The sequence below is a fragment of the Mesorhizobium sp. NPDC059025 genome, from assembly GCF_042739655.1.
In the GTDB taxonomy this organism is placed as follows: domain Bacteria; phylum Pseudomonadota; class Alphaproteobacteria; order Rhizobiales; family Rhizobiaceae; genus Mesorhizobium.
In genome coordinates, this window is sequence record NZ_JBHYIM010000001.1 from 399139 (window position 1) to 420419 (window position 21281).

The following is a 21281-nucleotide window of genomic DNA, read 5'->3' on the forward strand; positions in this document are numbered from 1 at the left end:
ACATATCCATCAACCGCTGTCGTGGTCTCTTATTGCGGTAAGGAGCAGCCATCCCAGCAAATAGGTGAAGCTTGTCACGAGAAAGGTGATAAATATCGCTTTGAGCCCCAGTGGCAGCTCTGCTTCGTCGGGCAAATGTGGAGGAACGATCACCTCAAGATACAGCTGTTGACGCCGTGCGTCGGCCCGTGCCACCTCAAGCGCATCAAGCGCCGAGACAAGGGCCTTGTTGGCAAATTCCCGCAGCAACACCAAGCTTTCGTAACTTGCGATCCTCGGAGCGATCGATGTATCGGATCCGGCTATTTTGGCACGTTCCATGCTGATTTGGTTTTCGAGAGCGGCAATGCGGCTAGTCATGAATGGAATGACACTACTGTCTGGAGTGGTTTTATGAGTTTCAGCTAGGCGTGCGTTGGTCGTCGCTAATTCGGCAGAGAGTCGGCTGATTAGTTCGGCCATGGAAGTGGAATTCGCATTCGGGTCGATCATCAATTCCTTGTTACGGAAATTGGTGATGGTTTTTTGTGCCTCAATGACGCGGTCTTCTGCACCGCGAACCTCTTGGATAGCAAATCTTACCGCATCGCCGCGTGCGCGATCATTCAGGCGCGACAAAAGATTACCGCCGAGCGCCAGCAGCTTGGTATTGAGGTCATAGGCCTCCCTCGCGTGAAATGCGGTGGTGCGCAGCGTCGTTATACCGGTAGTATCGTTGTGTATGACCGCCACACGATCGGCATAATATCGGTATAATTCCTCTTTGCTGCCATACTCCCAGAAGCGAGGAAACCGAGTCAGCCAGTCGGCATCTGGGCTGCCAAAGATTGCGCGGAGAGGCAACTGCTTGCCAATCTCGCCCAGCGCGTCTCGTGATCGCATATATTCCTGGACGGAGAAAGTGTCGTCCTGTGACCGAGTGATACCGCTATTTTGCAGCAAAGAGCCAAAGGCATTCGATGACGGTGGGGATGCCATGCGCACGACAAAGGCGGATTCCGATACGTAGATCGGCGCTGCAAAAATGCCGTAGTAGAGGCCCACTAGCGCAACGGGCAACACTACCATGGCAAGAAAGATGCGCGTTCGCCAGGATGGCTTTCTGGTAAGATGAGTCAGCCTCTGCACTTGTGACAATTTGGCGAACGAGGATCTCACTATGCTTGGGTCTGCCCGTTGCACCAAGGCCTGGCTTGTAGCATCCGCAACGAGATACACCGAGTTGTTCTTGGTCAACGGAAGCATGGCAAAACCTTCAGCGGGCTCAACCCGTTAAGTTGCAGTCTTAATTGTCTGAAATTGTCGGAAAACATATTGAGCTGTGGGCCATCGCCGGTAACGTGGCAGTTTCCGTACGGAAGTTGAGCAAGGGAAAGTGCATGCCTGCAGGGCACGAGGAAGCCAAAGGTATGTCGCGTTTCACGACCGGATTGAAAATCCAGGCACGCGTCATTGGTGCACTGATCATGCGGGAGATGCTGACCCGCTATGGTCGTGAGAATATGGGCTTTCTCTGGCTGGTCCTCGAACCGATGATCCTGACATGCGGCGTGATGCTGATGTGGTCTCTGCTGAAGCGTGAATCCCACGGTCTCGTCCTCGTGGCTTTCGTTCTGAGCGGCTACATGCCGCTCACGCTCTGGCGTCACGTGACCTCGCACTCGGTCTCTTGTTTGCGGCAGAACCTTCCACTGATGTATCATCGCCAAATACGTTTGGCTGACGCCCTTTTTGCCCGAGCATTCTTGGAAATTGGGGGAACAACGGTTGCGCTGGTCGTGGTCTATACGATCGTGCGCGTGGCGAATTTCATGGAGCCCTACGAAAACATCGGCCTGCTTCTTGCTGGTTGGCTTTTCATGGCATGGTTTGCATTTGCAGCCGGGCTCATACTTGCCGCTGCGTCGGAGAGATTGGAGTTCGTTGAAAAGATCATTCAGCCTATGCAGTACCTGCTGCTGCCCATTTCGGGTATGTTTTTTATGGTAGCATGGCTGCCCAGTGAGGCGCGGAAGCTCGCGCTCTATGTGCCCCTTGTCCATTGTTTCGAACTTTTCCGTGCGGGCGTATTTGGAGATTCGCTCGTTACCTACTACGACATCGGCTATATTTTCAAATGCTGCCTGTTCACGACAGCAGTTGGACTTTTTCTGGTCGATCGAGCAAGGCGCCATGTCAAGTTTGAGTAAGGGATCTGTGATCCTGCTGTATGTGTGTGCTCTCTGTCCTAGCCATTGGTTTGTTCTCTGCAGATCTGGTTCCTTGTCGCCCATGAATCTGACGATCCTTGTTTCATGGTAGAAGAATGCGTCTTCGAGGAACTGTGCTTGATGAATTCAGCGTCGGGGCATAAGCCTCATAACCCATCAGCACTGATGGCCGTTAAGTCGCTTCGAGTCCCTGCAGGGACCCTTTCCCATCGTTGGACTCCGAATCTCCAGTTCGAGTCGTTGGATAGGAAAGCGCGGTCAATGCGACATCCGCTTTTTTCCGGCGAATCTTTTTCGCTTGTATCCTTTCGAGTTCCGAGCCAAGCGGCTTGATACGCTCTTGCACTTCCTTCATGCGGTCGCCATGGACCGCGAGAATATTGGCAACCTTGCCAAAGGGGAATTGTGTCTCAAGCATAGATTCGTTCTGAATATGTATCAGTTTTCTATCTTCAACACTCCAAATACCATAACCGAGCGCAGATACATGTCGGTAGATGGCGCCAGGACTTGTCTTCGATAACACCGCGAGCATGTCACGATTGATTTCCATCAACATAGTTGGTCTGTGTCGGGTAACAGTTTGCGTCGCGCCGGCAAGGAATAACTCTTCAGCTCCTTCAATATCTACCTTGATGACGTCCGGTCGATGGTGCTGAATAACGTTATCGAGCGTTTCGACGCGCGTTACATGTCCGGCTTCGCCTGCTCTCACGCTGTGGGCGACAAGCCGGGTTGCTCCCGCATTGATCGTCTTTTCGGCATCGCTGAGCTCCATCTCGCCGGACCTATCGGCTAGTGCGAGCTGGCGCACGACGGCCTGTGCAGTGAAGCCGTTCTCCTTAATGGATCGGTCGAAGAGCTCCCAAAGTTTCGGAAGAGGCTCAAATGCAAGAATGTTGCCGCTGAACTTCGGTTTCGCTGCCACAGAAAGCGAATAATAGCCGACGTTGCCACCAACATCGATGAAATGACCCTCGTCAGGGACGATTGCTTTAACCAACTCGATATCAAATTTCTCGTATTCCCCACTCATTATGCCAAAGGAAATATGATACTGCCTTAAATCTAAGTATATCTTAAATCCATCAACTGTTTCAAATAAAATTATTGTGGATTTTGGAACAAAATTATCAAAAACTAATTCACCGTGGCGTTCATGAAACTCTGTCGATGTCAAAAATCGCCTCCTGTGTTCCTCAAGGGGGATGTCCGTAAGCTCAAGAAAATTATGATTTATCAATTCTCTTTCTTGGTGATTCAATGGTCGGCCAAGAATGAGCTTGTAACAATTTTCGATGTCATAATAACTTGTCACGGGTATGCCTTTTTATCTTGCAGCTATCGCGGACCCCGAGCGCTTGCGGCGTGAAAAATCAGTGGACCTGATGCTTGTTTAGATGTGGCTATTGGTCATTCACATGTGCCGGGTGAAAAAGACCAGATTTGGCGTGGAGCACGTTGCGCCGCGTAGTGGTGAACTGCCATGCCGTTTTTAATTAAGCCTTCCAAGTCGTCGAAATGGACGCTCCAGCGATGCGGTGTGCTCATCGGCGGTTTCTGCTGGCGAGGACTGGCGGTGATTGCATCAATAGCGGTACGCCAGCTTAGTCCATCAAATGGATCGAGGAAGATAGCACCGCCACCTGCTTCCCTATGGGAAGGGATATTTGAAGCAATTACCGGTAGGCGGGCTGCGAGCGCTTCGGAGATTGGCATTCCGTAACCTTCAGCAAAGGAAGGGGCGAGTAAAGCGGAGGCACCCACAAGCAATCGCGCCAGAGCCGCATCTCCCAGGTTTGGTACTTCGATCACAAAGCCACGCAAGGCTGGGCAGCGTTCAAGCATCGCGAGAACGTGACCGTTTTCCCATCCTCGTTTTCCGACGATCACTAGGCGCGGGGCGCGGAATCCATCCCGCTCCACTAGGTGTTGCCAGAGGCGGAGAAGAAGAATGTGGTTCTTTCGAGGTTCTATGGTGCCAACCGTAACGAAGTAGCAGTTCTTAGGTTTTGGCCAGTCTTTTTGGGATACACTTGAAAAGCAGTCCTCGATACCTGGGGGCAGCACCGCAATCGAGGGCAGCGGGCGGTTCTGCTCCTGTGCGAAGCTACGAAAAGCGCGGGCGGTTGCCTGTGAATTGCACAACACAAGCGCCGCGTGGGCTAGGATGGTCTCCATGCGACGAAAATGCCGTCTGGGTTCTTCCGCACGAACAAATTCGGGGTGCGACAATGGGATAAGGTCGTGGACGTAAAAAATGCTGCTTGGTTGCGATTGACCAAGCCAAGAAAAAGCTCCGGGACAGTCAAGCCGACTGTGTGAGACATGCATCATTGAAGTATTAATGGGCAGGCAGCGGAGCCGCACGAGATCGTTCAGCAGCAGACGAGTGGATTTTCGTAACGTGTAGATAGAACCGCTCGATTCGTTGCCGGTATTATTTTTTACAGATTGCCATCCGATTTTTCCATCGATTGCAGCCGCAATCTGATCCAACAGAACAGCCTGGGAAGGAGACAGTTTTTCACTTGACCAACGCTGGCTTAAACACGAAATGAGTTTATCGGCTCGTTTCGCCTGAACAGCTGCAGCACCTCTACGTCCTGTTTCAATGAACCCGGAGTTGTTTGCCTTGCGTGTAGGATGTTTTAATCGTTCCCTGACCCAGAGCGCATAATGCAGCTCATAGCGATCTATGCCGGTGGGAGTTGGGAAGTGAGCTCGATCAATCAATCGGGAGATATCCATCACGAGCCCATTCATCGCTCCGCTCCCAACGATGGGAGATGAAGCCGCCGACCCACAAAAAATGAACGCTTCGCGCGTTGTTTCGTGCGATGGAGTTCATTGACAACATCCTCAACCTCGCAAGGCAGATTCGTTTTGTACGACCAGTATTGGGGATAAAGTATCAGTGTGCCGGCAATGAGCGCATCGAGTTCCAAAATCCTTTGCCTGCGTATAGAAATAGTCGCGTCATTGGTGAGGCCCCACCCTGCATAGAACGGTAAGCCATGGCACCAGACGGGGCGCGAGCGCAGTAGCGCTTCAAATCCGACCAGCGAAGTTGCAACATGCACTTCGTCGCATGCATGGAGCACCTCATCGAGATTAACCTGTCCTACCACAAGGTCGGCATCGGTCCGCAACTGGCTTGCGTCCGTACGGCCGTTCCGGTTTCCGGCGATTAGATCGGGATGCTCTTTGTAGATAATGAATGCTTCGGGACGGATGGCGCGCACAGCTTTCAGCAGTTCAACGTTCGAATCGTAACTTGCTATCCCAAAGCGTAGCGACGCATCGTTGGGTACTTGCTCTGCCACCATTATGACAGCTCGCCCGCCTGCCAGTTGGCGGTAATCGAGAGATCGCGATTTAGGCAGATTATATTTAGTGATGCCGAGAGCTACGATAGTTTGCCTCAACCGCTTGGCCCGATTGAGCAATGCGGTGTCGAAATTGGTGTTCTTCAACAGGATTTCGAGACCGCTTGTGTGCAGAGCATCGAAATAGATGCCTTCGGAATCAAAGCAAAGCGAGGATGGAGAGACGAGGTCTGAGCCCAGACCTACGGAGCGGATGAACCCATCTTCCACTCGGATAATCGGTTTCCTGACCTTCCCCAGTTGGATTTCTTGGCTCGAAGAAAGGCTTTTGCCCCATAGCACGAGGTGGTCGGCCGCTTCCACGTGTTCAGTCTGGATGTTGGAAGTAAACACTACGTTCGACCATGGGCCTTCAAGGTAGCGGCGGGTCATCTTCTTTTTTTGTCGCGAAAAGCCTATGCAGAGATAGCTGCCACGCAGAGAAAGCACGCGTCTTCTCCATGAGATTAGCCGTTCAACCGCTTGTTCCGCGCTCACGGATTGCCGCTTTACTGGATCGACGTAGACCGAGTAGTCGAGAAAGGCGGCACGAACGAACTCATCTATGCTTACGCGACGAGTGCGCCTGGAAAAAACAGCCGCTGCAACGCTCCCTTCTGCGTGATCTAGCGTCAGTCCCCAACCGGCATAGACAGGAAGGCCAAAGGTAATGACGGGCTTTTCCCGTAAAAGAGCATCAAAGCCCAGTTGGCTCGAAACCGTCCAGACCTCATCCACAGCATCGAGTACGGAATGCGACGAAACGGCATCGGTAATAAGCGTGACGCCGCCAGCGGAAGCAAGTTCAGTCAAATAGCCTCTGGAATAACCAGCGACTACGTCGGGATGGCTTTTGACAAGAATTTCCACATTTTTTAGGGAACGTGCCTGGTCCCACATTCGCCGGAAGGTCTCGGGCCCGGCCGCGGCTCCTTCGATCGACATATCGCCCATAACTTGATCCACTAGGAGGACGCGCTTGCGATGAGACCATGGTAAGGTAAGAGGGTGATCGGGCAGATGGTTATACTTCGACAATCTTTCGCTGACGATCCATGCGCGCAAATCACGCGCACGTGTCAGGTCCGTATCGGGTGTATTTTCCTGCAGAAGCATCTCCAATCTGGAAGGCGAGTGTGCGGAGAAATGAATACCAATATCGTCGACAACCATCGATACGGAGGGAGATCCTGTTTTGCCCAGACCAACGGACCGGAGGAAGCCATCTTCCAGCGTCCAAAATGGCAGATTCCTGAAGCGCGCATACCGTCGCGCAATACGTGCGAGCGGCTTGTTTCCCCAGCCGATCACTCCATCCGCGGGCCCTGTCGCCAGTTCGAGTGAATGAAGTGTCGCGCCAATTCCCGCACTGATGAGAGGAAAGCGAAGACGTGTAGGGAGAAATGCCAAAAGCTCCGCGCCTTCGCGCGGCAGCCATGACGCTCGCCCCCGCTCGGACTCGAGATATTGCTTCCCCTGCAACTCTTGGAAATTGCTCATATCTGAAACATCCAGTGGCGTAGTCCAATTCTATTGTGGGTTGCCGACCGCAGCCGGTGCGACCTGCGAAGGGCCCTCATTGCTGGTATTTGAAGTCATAGCTGCACCAGCAGAGGCGGAAACAGTCTCCTGAATATGCTGAATATGCCCCAAGACCCGCTTGCAAGTTCCGTCGATGTAAGCACGTAGATAGAAACTGCCGTTCACAAGGCTTTCCCGATGCATCCGCGCTGTGAATTGCCGCACACATTCGCTCTCCGGGGGCATTGGAAAGCGCCAAAACCAACTAAGAACCGCTACCGGGTCGTTACCAGGATATGTTGCAAGTTTGTCCATGCCATAGAGTGCGTCGCCCAGAGCCAGGACGGGCTTGCCATGGTTGAGCGCCAATAGACCTGACGTACTATTAACCGTGACGAGGCCGAGCGAATGACGGATAATCAATCCGATTGACCCATCATCGATCACATGCACGCGCTCGATGCAGTTACTAAGTCGCGCCAACTCCTTCACGAACGGACGGTAGCTTTTATGGCCACGATCCATGGGGTGAACCTTGAAGACGAGATGGTGAGTTGGCTCGGCGCTCTTTGCAAACGATCTGATCGTCTCAGCGATCAAGCGCTCCATCGACCAGCCCTTGCCATGGCGTATCAACTGCTGATCGTCGTGAACCTGCAAAGCGACAACGAAATATTGACTATCCAAATTTTCAATAAGGTTCATCATGAACCCGTTGTTCTCAAAATAGTATCTGAGCTTGCGATAGAAGTTACGCGTCCACAGGACAGCCTCGGAAAAAACACCACGATTGCGATGATGGGCGTTCCCGAAGAAATACAAAGATCCGAGAGATTTGAGGGCGTAGTAGGCGATAGCATCCAGCGCAATGGCCCGAAACACGTTTCCCTCTATGGACTCATCCGGTTCGACTGACGGGAGACGCACCTCTCGTGGCGGATACCGCAGTGGGGAAAGGGCATTGTTGCCACCCCATTCGCAAGAGATGAAATGCGGTCGTGAGTAACCCTCCTCAAGACACAGTACGGGGACACAAAGGCGTTTCGCGACATCTATGGCTGTACGGTGATAGGGACGACTGTCGCCGAAGAGAACGATCGCCAACGGTCGACTTCCTTTGACGAATGTTTGCAGCCAATCCGCCCAGGAATCTGTCGTCCCGCAGAAATTCAGCGTGTGCTTGCCATGCGAAAATAGCCAATCACCTCCGTTGAAATTGATTTTGAGCGCATTGTAGCCTTGCGCAGCAAGCACCCTGCGAAAACTACTGAAGAATGGACCAACCGGGCCCTGTAACATCAGTATCAGCGGCTTCGACGGGACATTCTTTGCGATGTAGGTGCGGTCGCGTCTCCGAAACGTATTACGACCGGAGAAATTGATCAGCCTGCTGCTGCCTGCCACGGTATCGGACTTCGCCATTCCAAGTTTCCTGTAGAACAATGGCAACACAGGGTCCGTCCGCCTGTTGTCGTGACCGCATGGCTATACATGTATTTATCATTGGGAGAAATGGCTTTAGCTATACTAATTACGTCGAGAAAGTATATATTGCGACAAAATATTTCACTAAAAACAATATACGTTAACGGGGTATGCGTGATGTCGTTATTAAAAAAATCTGCCGAAGGAGAATCTTGCTAAGTTTCTTGACACTTGGTTGTTTATGGGCGAATTAATTTGCTTGTGATTTACGGCTAGAAATACCTAAGTGTGAGGTCCCGCAGGAGATGGCGCGGGTCGATCTGGAAGACTATTGGAACCTTGTCCAGGCGTTTGAAAACCGCCTGTCGGGGCGGTTCCATTTCCTGGCCTTGAGGTGATTGGCGAAGTTGTGACGGTGACGGAGGTCAGGACATGGATCTTGAGGCTTTCCAAATCGTCGAAGTGGTAGATTTTGATGGTGGCGTCCTTGATGGTGGCGTCCTTGATGGTGGCGTCCTTGGTGGTGCCGTTTATCTGTTCCGGCCGATTGTTGGTCCAGGGATGGTTGGGTTTGGTCAGCCGGTGCTCGATGCCATTGGTCATCCAGACCCGGTCGAAGCCGACCGCCAAGAAAATGACAGGTTTGCCGTCGACATGGCAAAACTTGCAACTGTCGACGTGGGCGTAGCCTATCTCATAGGTCTTGAATCGCTTGCGTTGGGTCTTGGTCTCCTCGACCGGTCGCCGGGAAATACCATGGCGCTGGAGGCAACGGTGCAATGCGCTGCGGCTGAGATTGGGGATGGTATTCCTCAGACAACCGAGCACCTCATCCAGAGGCCGCAGCGTCTCCCAGCGGAAGACCACGAGGATGCTCTCCTCGGCGAACGTCAGAATTGTGCTCTCAGGCGCTTTCGGAACCGTCGGCGTATCGGCCGGGGGGAACTGCCCACGCCATTCGGTTACTGTCTTCGGATTCAGCTCGTAGTGGGTGGCAATGGACCGGATGCTCTCTTGCGAAACTTGGAGCTCGGTTCGAAGACGCGACGTCGTGCGGGTGCTGGCATGAAGAACGCTAGCCAAAGGGCATCCTCATCCCGACGAGTCAGATTCAATGTTGCGCCGCCACATTCAGAAATTACGCACCTAAGCTCGGCAGACCAGCATTCCATCTTAATCGCCTCCACCGGAATTGCAGCATCATGACTCGCGTAGGTGACAACGCTGAATTCAACGATTTGGTCACGCTTGTAAGCATCCACGATGTAGGAGCGCCAATTTCAAACCGTATGCCAAAGTGGCGAAGAATTGTTGCACGGACAAGACCATATTTATTGTTTTTTCTTATGGTGATTGTCCCTACGACTATGGGATGTCTCTACTATGGGCTCATTGCTTCCGACTTATATGCGTCTGAAACCAAATTCATCGTCCGCAGTCCCAATCGGAATGCAGCAGGTCTGCTAAGCGGCTTTTTGCAAAGTACCGGGTTCGTGCGGGCCCAGGACGATAGCTACATCGTAAGCGAGTTCATTCTGTCGCGCGCCGCCATGAATGAGCTTGTCAAAGCGAACGAACTGAAAGAGATACTTTCCCGTCCCGAGGCTGACTTTCTGACCAGATTTCCTCTCCCTTGGGTGACGCCATCTGACGAACAAGTTTTCGAGCACTACTTGCGCTTCGTAGAAATCAGCACCGACAGTGGAAGTGGCGTCACAGCATTACAAATCAGGGCGACAAGGCCTGATGATGCGTGGAAGCTTGCGGACGCACTTCTCCAGCATTCGGAAAAGCTTATCAACCGCCTCAACGACCGGGCACGGCAGGACGCGATCCGCTATGCTCAGGTGGAGGTCTGGCACAGCGAGCGGCGGCTGTCGCATATGCAGAAGCGCCTTACAGATTTTCGAAACCGGGAAGTCATGGTCGATCCAACGAAGCAGTCGGCGGCGGCGCTAGATTTGATCGCCAGGCTTTCAGACGAGGTCTCCGAAAGCAAAACCCGGTTAATGGAAGTCGAAGTCCAGACCCCCCAAAGTCCGCAGGTAGAAGCTCTACGCGTGCGCATCACCGCCACGGAACGTCAGATCAGCGAGGAGCGAGCGCGTATCGTCGGCAGCGACAACTCCATGGCCCCCCGCATCGCACAGTACGAGCAGCTTTTGCTTGAGAGGGAAATGGCGACGAAGATGCTGGCCTCGGCAACAGCTTCCCTCGAGAGCGCGAAAATCGATGCTCAACGGCAGCAACTTTATTTGGAGCGGATCGCCAATCCGAACCTGCCCGATTATGCGCTTTACCCCAAGCGCCTGAGGTCTGTGCTCCTGTTGTTCGCCATATTTTTCTCGATTTATTGGATCGCCAGCTTTTTCACGGGGCAACTCTTAGAACATGCCGAATCCCAATGAATAACCTGTCGCCGCATGCCGGCAGAGAATCCGTTCTTCCTGCTTCCTCCGAAGCGGAGGGCATGGTCGGCGTCTTTGATTTGGTGAAGGACTATGAAGTCCGCGGCAGCAAGCACCGTGTACTTGATGGTATCAACTTGAAAGTCGGTCGCGGTGAAAAAATAGCTATTCTCGGCCACAATGGCGCTGGCAAATCCACGCTTGTCCGTCTTATTGCAGGTATAGAAGAACCGACTTCCGGAAGAGTTGTCCGCACCATGTCTCTTTCATGGCCAATCGCGTTGAGCGGTGGTTTTGGCGGGTCAATGACAGGGTTCGATTGTATGCGGTTCCTGGCGCGCATTTATGGAAAACCGCTCGAGGAAGTACGCGACTGCGTCGAGGTCTTCAGCGATCTGGGTAAGTATTTGCGCATGCCTATCAAAAGTTATTCGTCCGGGATGCGGGCACGCCTAGCTTTCGGCTTGTCGCTGTCCATTGATTTCGACTGTTATTTAATCGACGAGGTGATTGCCGTTGGCGATAAGCGATTTCAGATTCGCTCATTCGAAGAGCTCTTCATCAAACGAAAAGATCGCTCCATGATAATCGTGGGCCACAATCTCAGTTTGATCGGCGATCTGTGCACTTCTGCGTTGGTAATGAAAAATGGCCGCGGCCGTTTGTTCGATGACGTTAAGCGCGCTTTTCATATCTATTCCACTCTATAGAGCTTTTAAGAAGTGCCCGTGGTTTCTGTTGGTGTCGATTAAGTTGCGTGCGCAGCATGACTAAATGTTCACGTTGGGTGTCCCTTCCTGGTCCACAGTAGCGCGTCGCGAAACCGACGCCACCTTCGAGCAGATTGGAAGGGGATCGCCGAGACTTTACCGCCCGGCGATGGGTGTCGACAGCACGACAATCAGCGTCGTTGCACGCCACGCCTTCACCCTTGATTTCATCTTGCGTGTCATCGGAAGGCTTCGCTTCGTTGCAGCCGGCATCGGAGTGACGAGCAGCTCATAGTAACACTTCGTGGCCAGTCACTTTCGATCTTTGGGGTAGCAGTCCGCCCGTTCGACTGAGCGCTACACACCACTTGCATTGTATTTTGGCGGAAAAGACGCCGGCGCAGCACGCTCTCGCGAGAGGCTGTGAAAAAACGTGTTGAATGCCCGCAAAATGCCGATCCAAATCATTCGCGGATGATGCAAAAGTGGACGCCAAGTGTCCGTGAAAGTCGATAACTGCTTTCTTGCCTCAAGCGATCATAATTGCTATTCTAAATTTTCTGGGGATTGGTTTTACTCGCTTATGGATCATAGCGGGCGTGCAGTTCCCTATGCAAATTAATGACTTGTCTCTGATATGGCGAAATCTTGCGCAGGATGTGTTTGCGAAAGCAGATTTTCCTGAAAGCGAACCGCTCAGATATGTCTTCGCTAAAGTTCCCCGCCAAAATTTGCTCGGCAGCGATCCCCGGGTGATGATTGACGACGGTCGGAAGCTGACAGCGCTTCAGCACAACAATCCAGCCGTCGCGGACAGGGACGTTTCGTTTATTCTTTTTCCTTGGCTTGGATCAAACAACGGTGGACCAGCACCGCATGTACGACTTTTTCATGCCTCTCCCTCTTCCGGACAAACGGTGCTCCACGTAGGCGCGGGAATGGGATACTATCCAGCAATTCTGTTGCTGCTCGTGGGAGCCACAGGCAAGGTCATAGCCTTGGAGCTGGATTCATTTCTGGATTATTCGGCCAAGATCTGCCTCAAGCCCTGTGACAACGTTGAAGTCATTGTTGCGGATGCCGCGGCTTGTCAGCTGCCTGTCGACCACATCCATGGCAACCTCGCTGCATGCCAGCCCGATCCAAACTGGATCGACCCGCTTGCCCTCCGCGGGCGACTGATTTTCCCACTTGGCGCGCCTGACAAGCCGCAGCGGCCGATTGACGCTCAGTTCTTCGAAGACAGCAGCATAGCGCAGTTAGGATTGCACGCTTCTCACCTGTGCGACGCAAGGTTTATTCGTGAAGCAGGGCGGTACCGCTAGGTCGATAGCAGAGCTGAACGAACCCGACAACATCTTCGGCAGGCGAGGAGCTGAGCCGTGTCCATAGCCTCATATGAAGAAAAATGGATGCGCGGCTGGTCGTTGGATCCTAAGGCGTTCGGCGTCGTGCTCTTCGCTAATTCAAAAAATCGACGGTCCCAATTCACCGTCTCAATGGGGGGGCTTACTTTGTGCGATCTCTGCATTGAGATGGAAAAGTAAGGATCCTTATGAATTTTCCGGGGCGTTAATAGCAAAAAATATGTTGACTATGTCGAATGGTGAAGTTTTTTTTCGTATATTATTGTCGCAATATGTACTGAATTGGTTTTATTGCGATCATATATTTTATAATTGCTGGGTTTGTTATTTGGGGTATGCCGCAAGTGACCATCCAAGGAAAGTTTTCGGATCAAAGTGTTAGCAGTTTTCATGCGTATTCGCGTGGAGAAATTGTTCGAAATCTAGATGTGATGGAATCAAGATGGAAATGGAAGGTATTGCCGGATGGTATTGACGGGTATTCGTTAAAATTTAAAAAACAGACATTTTGTTATGCTTATATCATAAGTGGTGAGAATTTATGTTTACTAGAAGCGGTATCTAGGTCGGATATTCATACGATAAACGTTGTTTTTGTTTTGTCTGGGGAGGTTTATATCAATAGTAAATGCACCCATAAAAGCTATCGAATTCCTTCTGGCCACTATGCCGGAGTGTGCCAAAGAGGGCACTTTCAGATTAGCATGAAGTCAAAAAGTGCTTGGTTTATACTGCAGATTCCTGAATCGATGTTTCGAAAATATTTCGAAGAGGTCTCACTAGCTCCGTACGCGCAAGAATTTTCACTTCCCCTTATGACATTCAGTCAAGGGGATACGCAGGGGCTCTACAGCATGCTTCAACAGGCCGAGAAAGATCTAGAGGCTGCCCAGCCGTCGGAGCGGGCCCTGCTTGCGAGGGCATATGAAGATCTGTTGCTCGTCAAGCTTTTCGCCAAGCTACCACACAGTATCTCTCGCGCTTTTGACGGTGGCGCCTCCCAGCAGGCGCCGCGACAATTGCTGAAAGCGGAAACTTTCATGCGGGAAAATCTGCACAATCCGATAACGCTGGAAGACATAGCCAGTGCTGCTGGGTGCGGCGTGCGGGCTCTCCAGCGCATGTTCCGCATGTATCGCCGAGATACTCCAATTGGAGCATTATGCAGCTTCCGGCTATCGGCTGCGCACGGGCTCATAAAAGGAGGGCAGACTAATAGCATAACCGATCTAGCTTTGAGTTTGCAATTTTCAAATCCGGGTCGCTTCTCGGTTCTTTATAAGAGTGCGTATGGATTCACTCCATCATCTATAATGCGCTTGTCAAGGGAATCCTGAATTTGTCCGGCAATACTTCTGGATCATTTCAAGCGACGGGTCGTGTGATAGGATTGTTATTTTCTATCATTGTATTTATATTTTTAAGTGGGTGCTTGTTGCCCGCTGTCGGACCAACCGCGTCGCAGATCATCGAGCAAGCGGCCAATCGGAAAATGCCCTTGTTTGCGCTGGTGAATGTCGGCCCACAGGTCTTTACTTATAATTCAGAACGGCTAGTGCCCAGCTTTGCTGCAAATTTCGGCGAAGGACCTCGTAACCCCGATCTTCGCATAGCCGTTGGTGACGTCGTTTCTGTCAATTTGTGGGAAGCGCCGCCTGGTAATCTTTTCGGCGGCGCGATACATGGCAAGGAACAGCAGCAGGTTACTGGCAGTTCTGCAGCCATTCCTCCACAAACTGTAGCCGGCGATGGGACCATCGCGGTTCCTTATGTCGGTCGCATCAAAGTTGCCGGCCATCTGCCATCACAAGTCGAACATCAGGTAATTTCCGCCCTGGGCGGGAAGGCGGTTCAGCCTCAAGCATTGGTGACTGTGCAGCAAAGTACAGCCAATACAGTAGCTGTCACCGGCGAAGTTGCAGGCGGCGCGCGGGTCGCTCTCTCAGCTGCGGGCGAACGCATATTGGACGCCATCGCAGCAGCCGGTGGGCTCAGTGCTTCCGTTAATGAGAGCGTCGTCTATTTAACAAGGCGAGGAGCCACGGTTCAAGTTCCCTTCCAAACGATAGTGAATTCACCTCGCGAGAATATTCATCTACGGCCCGGTGATGTAGTGACGGTGGTGCGTGAACCCAGAACGTACGCAATTTTAGGTGCGACCGGCCAGAATGCCGAAGTGCCATTTGCGGGTCCGCACCTTACAATGGCCAATGCGGTAGCGCGGGTAGGCGGACTTCTGGACAATCGCGCGGATAACTCTGGCGTTTTCCTGTTCCGTTACGAACCACCGCTCGTCGCACGCCGGTATATGCCGCAAAGCAGTCCGCTGTTACGCCGCGCGGGACCAATCCCGGTTGTGTACCGTTTTGATCTTCGTGACGCCAATACCTTGCTTATAATGCAAAATTTTGAGGTTCAGCCACGCGACGTGATCTATGTCGCCAATGCATCGGGAGCAGAGTTGCAAAAATTTATGTCTTTGTTCCAGGGAGTCAGCAGCCCGGCTATGACTGCTGCATCCATCGGTATAGCCGCAGCAGCAAAGTGAGAGCGCAACAACTTGTCTTGCGAGCCACTATATCGAGGTACTGAAATGCGGAACGTAGTGCATATCCGTGTTCGTTACGTTTTCAGATTTATCTGTAGCGTTGCCGCCTCTGCTTCGATGGGGTTTTGAGATGTCGGCTTACGGGCTACTCCAACTTCATGAGCTCATGTCGTTCGATCGGCATCGGGCCGAATCCGAGATTTTGCAACGAGCGACAAATGTCTATCTTGGAGACCACACGGCGCTTGCACGGATACTTGGACGCTACAAGCTATATGTCGATACGCGTGACAGGGGCTTTGGATCGCACATCCTGCTCGACGGTTTCTGGGAAATCTGGTTGACGCTGTTCTGCCTCCGCAACGTGAAACCAGGCATGACGATTGTCGATGTTGGGGCAAATTTCGGCTACTATTCCGTACTGCTCGCAGAACTTGCGGGTCCGTCGGGCAAGCTTATTGCGGTTGAGCCGAATCCTCACGCGGCAGATTTTCTGCGGCGAAGTGTGGATCTCAATGGTCTATTGCATCGAACCCGGCTCGAACGTATTGCCCTTGGCAATGTCCAGCAAGGACGGGCGGCGCTTTATGTACCGCTCAGCGAGCCCAAGAATGCGCTGGTCGTTCCTGCCAGTTTTGTTGCACAGCCGGAACTGGGCGCAGTGATCGATGTGCCCGTTACGACACTCGACCAATTATGCGCTGCCGACGCTCGGATCGATTTCATCAAGATCGATGCCGAAGGTGCGGAGGAGGCGATATTTACCGGCATGAAAAATTGCATTAGCAAACATCAGCCATTGGTCGTGATCGAATTCAACGCTTCGCGATATACAGATGTTGAAACCTTTGTCGACCAACTGGTGGATGTCTACGGATCGCTTCGTCGCGTCGATTTCAGTGGAATGGCGGTGTCAGTTACGCGCGAGGAACTCCTTTCCAAAGACGTTGGCGAGGACTTGCTTCTTGTCCTCTCTCGTGAGCGGCCGACATGAGGCGTCAGCTTACGGCCACGGCGAAATCAGGAGTGTGGCAACGGTGAGACCTACGATCCTATACGACGGCCTCAATCTCTCGCTCAAGAAGGGGACCGGCGTCGCTACATACACGCGGGGTCTTATCTCAACCGCACAGGCGCTAGGCTACCGGACCGGTGTTGTCCACGACGTTCAAGGCAGCATACCGAAAGATCCGATGCTGCGGGAGGTTATTCTTTTCGATGACAATGTTGAGCGGAAAGTGGGACCGCTCTTCAGCGCACGGCGTTGGCTGCGCAGGCAAATGGCTGCGCCATTTGGAACAAAGCCCACGGCGGTTCCACTGAATGGCACCGTTATCCTCAAATCACTGCAAAACCAGTTTACTGATCCAGAATTGCTCTATGCTTCCAACGATCTTTTCAACTTGGCACGGCACCACTTCAAGCGCTATGGTGGTAGATTGTCCGTCTCCTTCGACACGCCACCGGATGTGATGCACTGTACTTATCCACTGCCGCTCGCGGCAAGAAATTCCCTTAACATCTATACGGTTCACGACCTCGTTCCACTCCGGCTGCCTTATCTTACGGAAGACGACAAACGTTATCATTACAAGATGTTGCGCACGCTTGTGCGCCGGGCAGACCATATCGTGACTGTTTCCGAGACGTCGCGGGCAGACATTATCAAGGTGCTTGGCGCCGATGAGGCACGCGTGACCAACACCTATCAGGCGGTTGAGGTGCCAAAGGCGCTGCGCGATAAGTCAGAGGATGTAGTGATTGACGAGATCGCGGGCATCTTCGGCCTGGACTGGAAGAAGTATTTTCTTTTTTTTGGTGCGTTTGAACCCAAGAAGAACATTGCTCGCCTCGTCGATGCTTACCTCTCAGCCAAAGTGAACCTGCCACTGATCATTGTCGGAGCACCTGGGTGGAAGGGCGGGGAAACCCAGCAACTAATCGATGACGAACGCTTTCGCTTCTATTTGCATGCCAATGATCGAATCATACCACGACGCCATATCCGGCGTTTCGATTTCGTACCCTATCCCTTGCTAGTGAGCCTCATCCGGGGCGCGCGATCGGTGCTGTTTCCTTCGCTTTACGAAGGATTCGGTCTTCCGGTTCTCGAAGCCATGCAACTCGGAACACCCGTTCTTAGCTCTACAGAGGGGTCCATACCAGAGATTGCGGGAAAAGCGGCGCTGCTGGTTGATCCCTACAGTACGGAGGCACTACGAAGTGCCGTGCTCAGTCTCGCTTGTGATGATGATCTCTGTCTTCATCTCTCGAAGGCTGGGCCGACGCAGGCGGCGCGCTTTTCATTCGGCCGATACAACAATGCAATTGGCACGCTTTATAAAACGCTTTTGCACGGTTAGTGCCACGCCAGAGGGCTGCAGGAAAGCATATGACTATCTTATTCGCTTTCGGCATGCCAGGCGTGATGTCAGCATGGGGATTTGCGGCACTACAAGCCGTCGCGCGCGAGGCTCTGGGCGAGTACGCAGCCATCACGAGCGATAGGGTCGAAGACCTCGAGGAGCATTTGAAGTATTTGCCCAAGCCGCACGCCGTGGTGATTTCGCAATTCCCGGAAGCTCGACTGTCCGTACTGATGAAGCAAGCGAAATTGCCGCTCGTTCTCTTTCAGGAAGATCCGCTCGACGCCGTTTCCTATCTTGCGCGGTGCACGGGCGAGCAGGATCTCAAACTGGTCCGTGCGGTATCGGCGAGCCTTGCATGCCTTGCGCTGATGGAGGGTCATCCCAAGGTGCTGAACATACACCGGGGCAAGGCAAGCGAGAGGCCTGGCATCGATACTTTACTCGAAGACATAAACCGGCATTTTCATATTGACCTCAAACCCGACGCCATTGCGCGTTGTCTTCCCCATCTTGGCATGGAGCCTCCTCGATCAGGCAGATACGCGGTGGCTGTGCCGCATTTTGAAGACGCCGCATCGTCGACCATCACCGGATACGTTCCACCGCAGGAAGCAGGCAAAGTACTCTCGGAAGAATTGCGTCGCATTGCATTGAAGGTTTTTTGGTCTAAGTCCGTCGTTGCGGAAAGTTCGACTTCAACCATCTCCTGGCCTCAGGAGGTTTTCTTTCATGGGGACAAACCGGGGGAAGGTCTCACAGATATTATCAATCTTGCCGGCGGAGCGCGATGCCTTGTTTATGGCCCTTATCTGCATCTGCCCGCTGGTTGCTGGCACGCCCAGATAACCTTCGCGATCGAAGAAGATGCTTTCGGTCAGACATTTACTATTGAGATCCATGCGTCCGCGATGCTCGGGAAGTTGCGCGTTCGCCCAATCGGCACGGGATTCTTTGTGGCGACTATTCCATTTGTAGTAACGGAACCGAAGACGCCCATCGAAATTCGGTTATTGATGGATAGTGGTGCAATTGAAGGCTCCCTTTCATCGTGGGCGGTTGATATGCTGATGGCGTAGGTTCGTCCACGCATCGCCCATCTCGAGCACCGCCAAATTGGGGATATGATCGCAATACTTGACTGTCAGCACCTGCCAGCAGTGCCGGTGTGGCCAAGCCGCCGGCAATTGGCCGTTCTGGCGCGGGTGCCTGCGCTACGGTTTGGCAGACGCGACATGCATATTTTGGTCGCGTCGTCCTGATCACGCGGAGTTGTGCTGGAATCCAGTCCAGCATCTCGCTCACGCTTTCGCCGATGGCATGCATCTCGCCACCGCTGCACGTGCAGATCGTGTTGTCGACATCGACCAGAGCGTCCTCGCGCGGCAGATGATCGGGCAGCGGCTTGCGATGAGACGGTCGCTCAGTCGGCGGCCTGGCGACGAACGGACGGCTCTCCTGGATGTGCGCGATGTCGGTGTCTTCCAAGGCAAGCGGCAGTTGATCGGGATCGAGGCGCTCGGAACTGCGGCCGAACTGCATCCGCTGGAGCTTTTTGATGATCGCCTGAAGCCGCTCGATCTGTCCGTTACGGTGCTCGACCGCGGCTGCCATGTCGTGCAGGAGACGTTGAAGAAGAGCTGGATCGGATATTTTCGAGATCGATTAACATGATCGAATTTATCACAAATAGCCCAAAAACCAAGGGTTTCTGCCCTTCGCGAGGGTCGAAGCGCCGATTTCAGTCGGCCAGAAGCGGTCGCCAGAAGCGTTCCGGTGTGCGCCAGTCGATGCCTTCGATCAGTATCGCAAGCTGGGCCGGCGTGTCAGCGAGCTGCCAGGTTCGGCCAGGCGCGGCCACCAAAAGCCTCCGCGGTTGATGCGCTTGGTGAACAGACAAAGTCCGGTACCGTTCCATGTATGGAGGGCCTCCGTTTTGCAAGAGCTGAGATGGCCGACAGCATCCGGATCGCTTGCGGTCATGTATTCGGCCTCCAGTGTGCGATGCGTAGCCGCACGGGCCCTGATGGCATCCGCGAACTGACAGCCCATCAAACGAGCGGACTCGCAGTCCTCTGGGACGGACGGGCTTTATCAGTCACGGTTCGCGGGGCGGTCAGGCCGAACGCTATTCGCCAGCGGAAGATCATGCTGGTGGCGACGCCATGGCGTCGGCAAACCCGCGCCACCGTGACGCCGGGTCTCTCCGTCTCCTGCACGATTTCCCGCTTCTGCTCATCGCTGAGCGGCGCCGGTTCGATCGCCCGTCTGCCGCGTCCGGTATCACGCGGTATGTTGCAGATACCTACTACACTGCCGACCTGTTGTGCCGTAAGAGTTTCGACGGGCAGGGACCGCAAGTTAGAAATGCGACGGTGGCGTGCTTCCCGACACCAATCTGAGCATCCGATCGGATATCAACTGATCAGGATTGCGCAGCCCTATCGGACGCGATCAAACGATCCTCCCTGGCATGGTCTTTGGTGCCCGACAATGATCCGGCAGCTTCCGGTTTCTATCTCGATCGAGCAACCTGCCGGCGCAGACCTTACAGGGTGCGGTGCGCTGAACGCCACAGCGATGGCACGGCGAAATTAAAAGTATGTCTGTACGACCGGCTTGGCGAGGAAACGGAATATCCCCGCAAGCGCCTGACGGCAATTGAAGATGAGGCGCACAGGATCGGGCTCAAGCGTCTATATCTGGAAACCGGCACAGACACCCTTGCAACTCGAAAGCTCTACGAGAGTTTCGGCTTCGCCTATTGCGAACCGTTCGGCCAATATCGGCCCGACCCATTGTCCGTCTTCATGACCAAGGCACTCGACAAAGCTATTCCCCTGTACCCACTCTGCCTGCTGCCCTCGCAACGCTGGCTGGATCGTTTGTGAGATAATGCTTATCCCGAGCTTCAAGCTACGATTTGACTGTGCGCCTGCCGCCGCGTTTCGGGTTGGTCTTCCTTCCCAAACCGAGCTTCTTGGCTAGTTCGGATCGCTGCTCGGCGTAACTTTCAGCGACCATCGGGTAATCGGCTGGGAGAGACCACTTCGCGCGATAGCCCTCGGGGGTCAGGCCCAGCGTGGTCAAATGCCGCTTCAGCGTCTTGTACTGTTTCCCATCTTCCAAACTGATGATGTGGTCACGTGTGACCGACCTCCTGACGGAAACCTTCGGCTTTTGCGGCTCAACGGTTGGTTCTTGTCGTCCATTGAGGTTGCTCACGCTCTGAAAAACGCTTGCAATGACACTCGGCAGTTCAGAGACCGGAACTGGGTTTTTGGTGACGTAAGCGCTTACTATTTCGGCGGTGAGTTCAGTGACAAGATCGGTGGTGTGGTTGGGGTCGGCCATTTGT

18 protein-coding genes and 1 pseudogene are annotated in these 21281 nt (G+C 53.2%); 10 read left to right on the top strand and 9 right to left on the bottom strand.

Going from position 1 to position 21281, the window contains the following annotated elements:
- Positions 1 to 9: 9 nt before the first annotated feature.
- Entirely contained in the window at positions 10 to 1245 is a 1236-nt protein-coding gene (locus ACFWYE_RS01845) for a capsule biosynthesis protein (protein WP_379109219.1), read from the bottom strand.
- A gap of 44 nt (positions 1246 to 1289) precedes the next feature.
- On the opposite strand from ACFWYE_RS01845, the gene ACFWYE_RS01850 reads away from it, so the two are divergent.
- Positions 1290 to 2189, top strand: a complete 900-nt coding sequence (locus ACFWYE_RS01850; RefSeq protein WP_379109221.1) for an ABC transporter permease — start codon at positions 1290 to 1292, stop codon at positions 2187 to 2189.
- A 193-nt stretch (positions 2190 to 2382) separates the two neighbouring features.
- Here ACFWYE_RS01850 and ACFWYE_RS01855 read toward each other — a convergent pair whose 3' ends face one another.
- The 5 genes and pseudogenes from ACFWYE_RS01855 to ACFWYE_RS01875 all read right to left on the bottom strand — a co-directional run bounded on the left by ACFWYE_RS01855 (position 2383) and on the right by ACFWYE_RS01875 (position 9607).
- Positions 2383 to 3528, bottom strand: coding sequence for an FkbM family methyltransferase (locus tag ACFWYE_RS01855; protein ID WP_379109223.1), 1146 nt, complete (start codon positions 3526 to 3528; stop codon positions 2383 to 2385).
- 95 nt (positions 3529 to 3623) lie between these two features.
- On the bottom strand, positions 3624 to 4976 hold the full coding sequence (locus ACFWYE_RS01860) for a glycosyltransferase family 4 protein (RefSeq protein WP_379109225.1): 1353 nt from the start codon (positions 4974 to 4976) through the stop codon (positions 3624 to 3626).
- A complete protein-coding gene (locus tag ACFWYE_RS01865) occupies positions 4973 to 7078 on the bottom strand; it encodes a capsular polysaccharide biosynthesis protein (protein ID WP_379109227.1) in 2106 nt (701 codons plus the stop codon). Before ACFWYE_RS01865 ends, ACFWYE_RS01860 begins: the two co-directional genes overlap by 4 nt.
- A 30-nt stretch (positions 7079 to 7108) precedes the next feature.
- Complete coding sequence (locus tag ACFWYE_RS01870; protein WP_379109229.1) at positions 7109 to 8521, bottom strand: capsular biosynthesis protein; 1413 nt, start codon at positions 8519 to 8521, stop codon at positions 7109 to 7111.
- A gap of 285 nt (positions 8522 to 8806) precedes the next feature.
- Positions 8807 to 9607: pseudogene (locus ACFWYE_RS01875) on the bottom strand (IS481 family transposase).
- A gap of 119 nt (positions 9608 to 9726) precedes the next feature.
- On the opposite strand from ACFWYE_RS01875, the gene ACFWYE_RS01880 reads away from it, so the two are divergent.
- The 8 genes from ACFWYE_RS01880 (at position 9727) to ACFWYE_RS01915 (ending at position 19002) form a co-directional block, all read left to right on the top strand.
- The gene (locus tag ACFWYE_RS01880; RefSeq protein ID WP_379109230.1) at positions 9727 to 10932 is read left to right on the top strand and encodes a capsule biosynthesis protein; all 1206 of its coding nucleotides are present in this window, start codon (positions 9727 to 9729) and stop codon (positions 10930 to 10932) included.
- Positions 10929 to 11642 (top strand): ABC transporter ATP-binding protein, encoded by a 714-nt coding sequence (locus ACFWYE_RS01885; RefSeq protein WP_379109232.1) that lies wholly within the window; start codon positions 10929 to 10931, stop codon positions 11640 to 11642. Before ACFWYE_RS01880 ends, ACFWYE_RS01885 begins: the two co-directional genes overlap by 4 nt.
- A 524-nt stretch (positions 11643 to 12166) precedes the next feature.
- Positions 12167 to 12967: a hypothetical protein gene (locus tag ACFWYE_RS01890; RefSeq protein WP_379109233.1), complete on the top strand. Its 801-nt coding sequence runs from the start codon at positions 12167 to 12169 to the stop codon at positions 12965 to 12967.
- 386 nt (positions 12968 to 13353) lie between these two features.
- The gene (locus ACFWYE_RS01895; RefSeq protein ID WP_379109235.1) at positions 13354 to 14346 is read left to right on the top strand and encodes a helix-turn-helix domain-containing protein; all 993 of its coding nucleotides are present in this window, start codon (positions 13354 to 13356) and stop codon (positions 14344 to 14346) included.
- 2 nt (positions 14347 to 14348) lie between these two features.
- Positions 14349 to 15557: a polysaccharide biosynthesis/export family protein gene (locus tag ACFWYE_RS01900; RefSeq protein ID WP_379109237.1), complete on the top strand. Its 1209-nt coding sequence runs from the start codon at positions 14349 to 14351 to the stop codon at positions 15555 to 15557.
- 130 nt (positions 15558 to 15687) lie between these two features.
- Positions 15688 to 16551: an FkbM family methyltransferase gene (locus tag ACFWYE_RS01905; RefSeq protein ID WP_379109238.1), complete on the top strand. Its 864-nt coding sequence runs from the start codon at positions 15688 to 15690 to the stop codon at positions 16549 to 16551.
- A 43-nt stretch (positions 16552 to 16594) separates the two neighbouring features.
- Positions 16595 to 17920 (top strand): glycosyltransferase family 4 protein, encoded by a 1326-nt coding sequence (locus tag ACFWYE_RS01910; RefSeq protein WP_379109240.1) that lies wholly within the window; start codon positions 16595 to 16597, stop codon positions 17918 to 17920.
- Between the two features lie 29 nt (positions 17921 to 17949).
- Complete coding sequence (locus ACFWYE_RS01915; protein ID WP_379109242.1) at positions 17950 to 19002, top strand: hypothetical protein; 1053 nt, start codon at positions 17950 to 17952, stop codon at positions 19000 to 19002.
- Here ACFWYE_RS01915 and ACFWYE_RS01920 read toward each other — a convergent pair.
- A complete protein-coding gene (locus ACFWYE_RS01920; RefSeq protein WP_379109244.1) occupies positions 18887 to 19537 on the bottom strand; it encodes an IS66 family transposase zinc-finger binding domain-containing protein in 651 nt (216 codons plus the stop codon). The genes ACFWYE_RS01915 and ACFWYE_RS01920 overlap by 116 nt on opposite strands.
- Before the next feature lie 437 nt (positions 19538 to 19974).
- Entirely contained in the window at positions 19975 to 20283 is a 309-nt protein-coding gene (locus tag ACFWYE_RS01925; RefSeq protein ID WP_379109246.1) for a transposase, read from the bottom strand.
- Between the two features lie 123 nt (positions 20284 to 20406).
- Between ACFWYE_RS01925 and ACFWYE_RS01930 the strand changes: the two genes are divergently transcribed.
- A complete protein-coding gene (locus ACFWYE_RS01930; RefSeq protein ID WP_379109248.1) occupies positions 20407 to 20814 on the top strand; it encodes a hypothetical protein in 408 nt (135 codons plus the stop codon).
- A 25-nt stretch (positions 20815 to 20839) separates the two neighbouring features.
- Here ACFWYE_RS01930 and ACFWYE_RS01935 read toward each other — a convergent pair whose 3' ends face one another.
- Positions 20840 to 21277 carry a MucR family transcriptional regulator gene (locus tag ACFWYE_RS01935; protein ID WP_379109250.1) on the bottom strand — a complete coding sequence of 146 codons (438 nt, stop codon included), beginning with the start codon at positions 21275 to 21277 and terminating at the stop codon, positions 20840 to 20842.
- Between the last annotated feature and the right edge of the window lie 4 nt (positions 21278 to 21281).

What these genes read in the sequence shown, in the direction of transcription:
- ACFWYE_RS01845 (WP_379109219.1), bottom strand. Translation starts at nt 1,245, where the DNA reads ATGCTTCCGTTGACCAAGAACAACTCGGTGTATCTCGTTGCGGATGCT.
- ACFWYE_RS01860 (WP_379109225.1), bottom strand. Translation starts at nt 4,976, where the DNA reads ATGAATGGGCTCGTGATGGATATCTCCCGATTGATTGATCGAGCTCAC.
- ACFWYE_RS01865 (WP_379109227.1), bottom strand. Translation starts at nt 7,078, where the DNA reads ATGAGCAATTTCCAAGAGTTGCAGGGGAAGCAATATCTCGAGTCCGAG.
- ACFWYE_RS01870 (WP_379109229.1), bottom strand. Translation starts at nt 8,521, where the DNA reads ATGGCGAAGTCCGATACCGTGGCAGGCAGCAGCAGGCTGATCAATTTC.
- ACFWYE_RS01880 (WP_379109230.1), top strand. Translation starts at nt 9,727, where the DNA reads ATGACTCGCGTAGGTGACAACGCTGAATTCAACGATTTGGTCACGCTT.
- ACFWYE_RS01885 (WP_379109232.1), top strand. Translation starts at nt 10,929, where the DNA reads ATGAATAACCTGTCGCCGCATGCCGGCAGAGAATCCGTTCTTCCTGCT.
- ACFWYE_RS01905 (WP_379109238.1), top strand. Translation starts at nt 15,688, where the DNA reads ATGTCGGCTTACGGGCTACTCCAACTTCATGAGCTCATGTCGTTCGAT.
- ACFWYE_RS01915 (WP_379109242.1), top strand. Translation starts at nt 17,950, where the DNA reads ATGACTATCTTATTCGCTTTCGGCATGCCAGGCGTGATGTCAGCATGG.
- ACFWYE_RS01920 (WP_379109244.1), bottom strand. Translation starts at nt 19,537, where the DNA reads ATGGCAGCCGCGGTCGAGCACCGTAACGGACAGATCGAGCGGCTTCAG.
- ACFWYE_RS01935 (WP_379109250.1), bottom strand. Translation starts at nt 21,277, where the DNA reads ATGGCCGACCCCAACCACACCACCGATCTTGTCACTGAACTCACCGCC.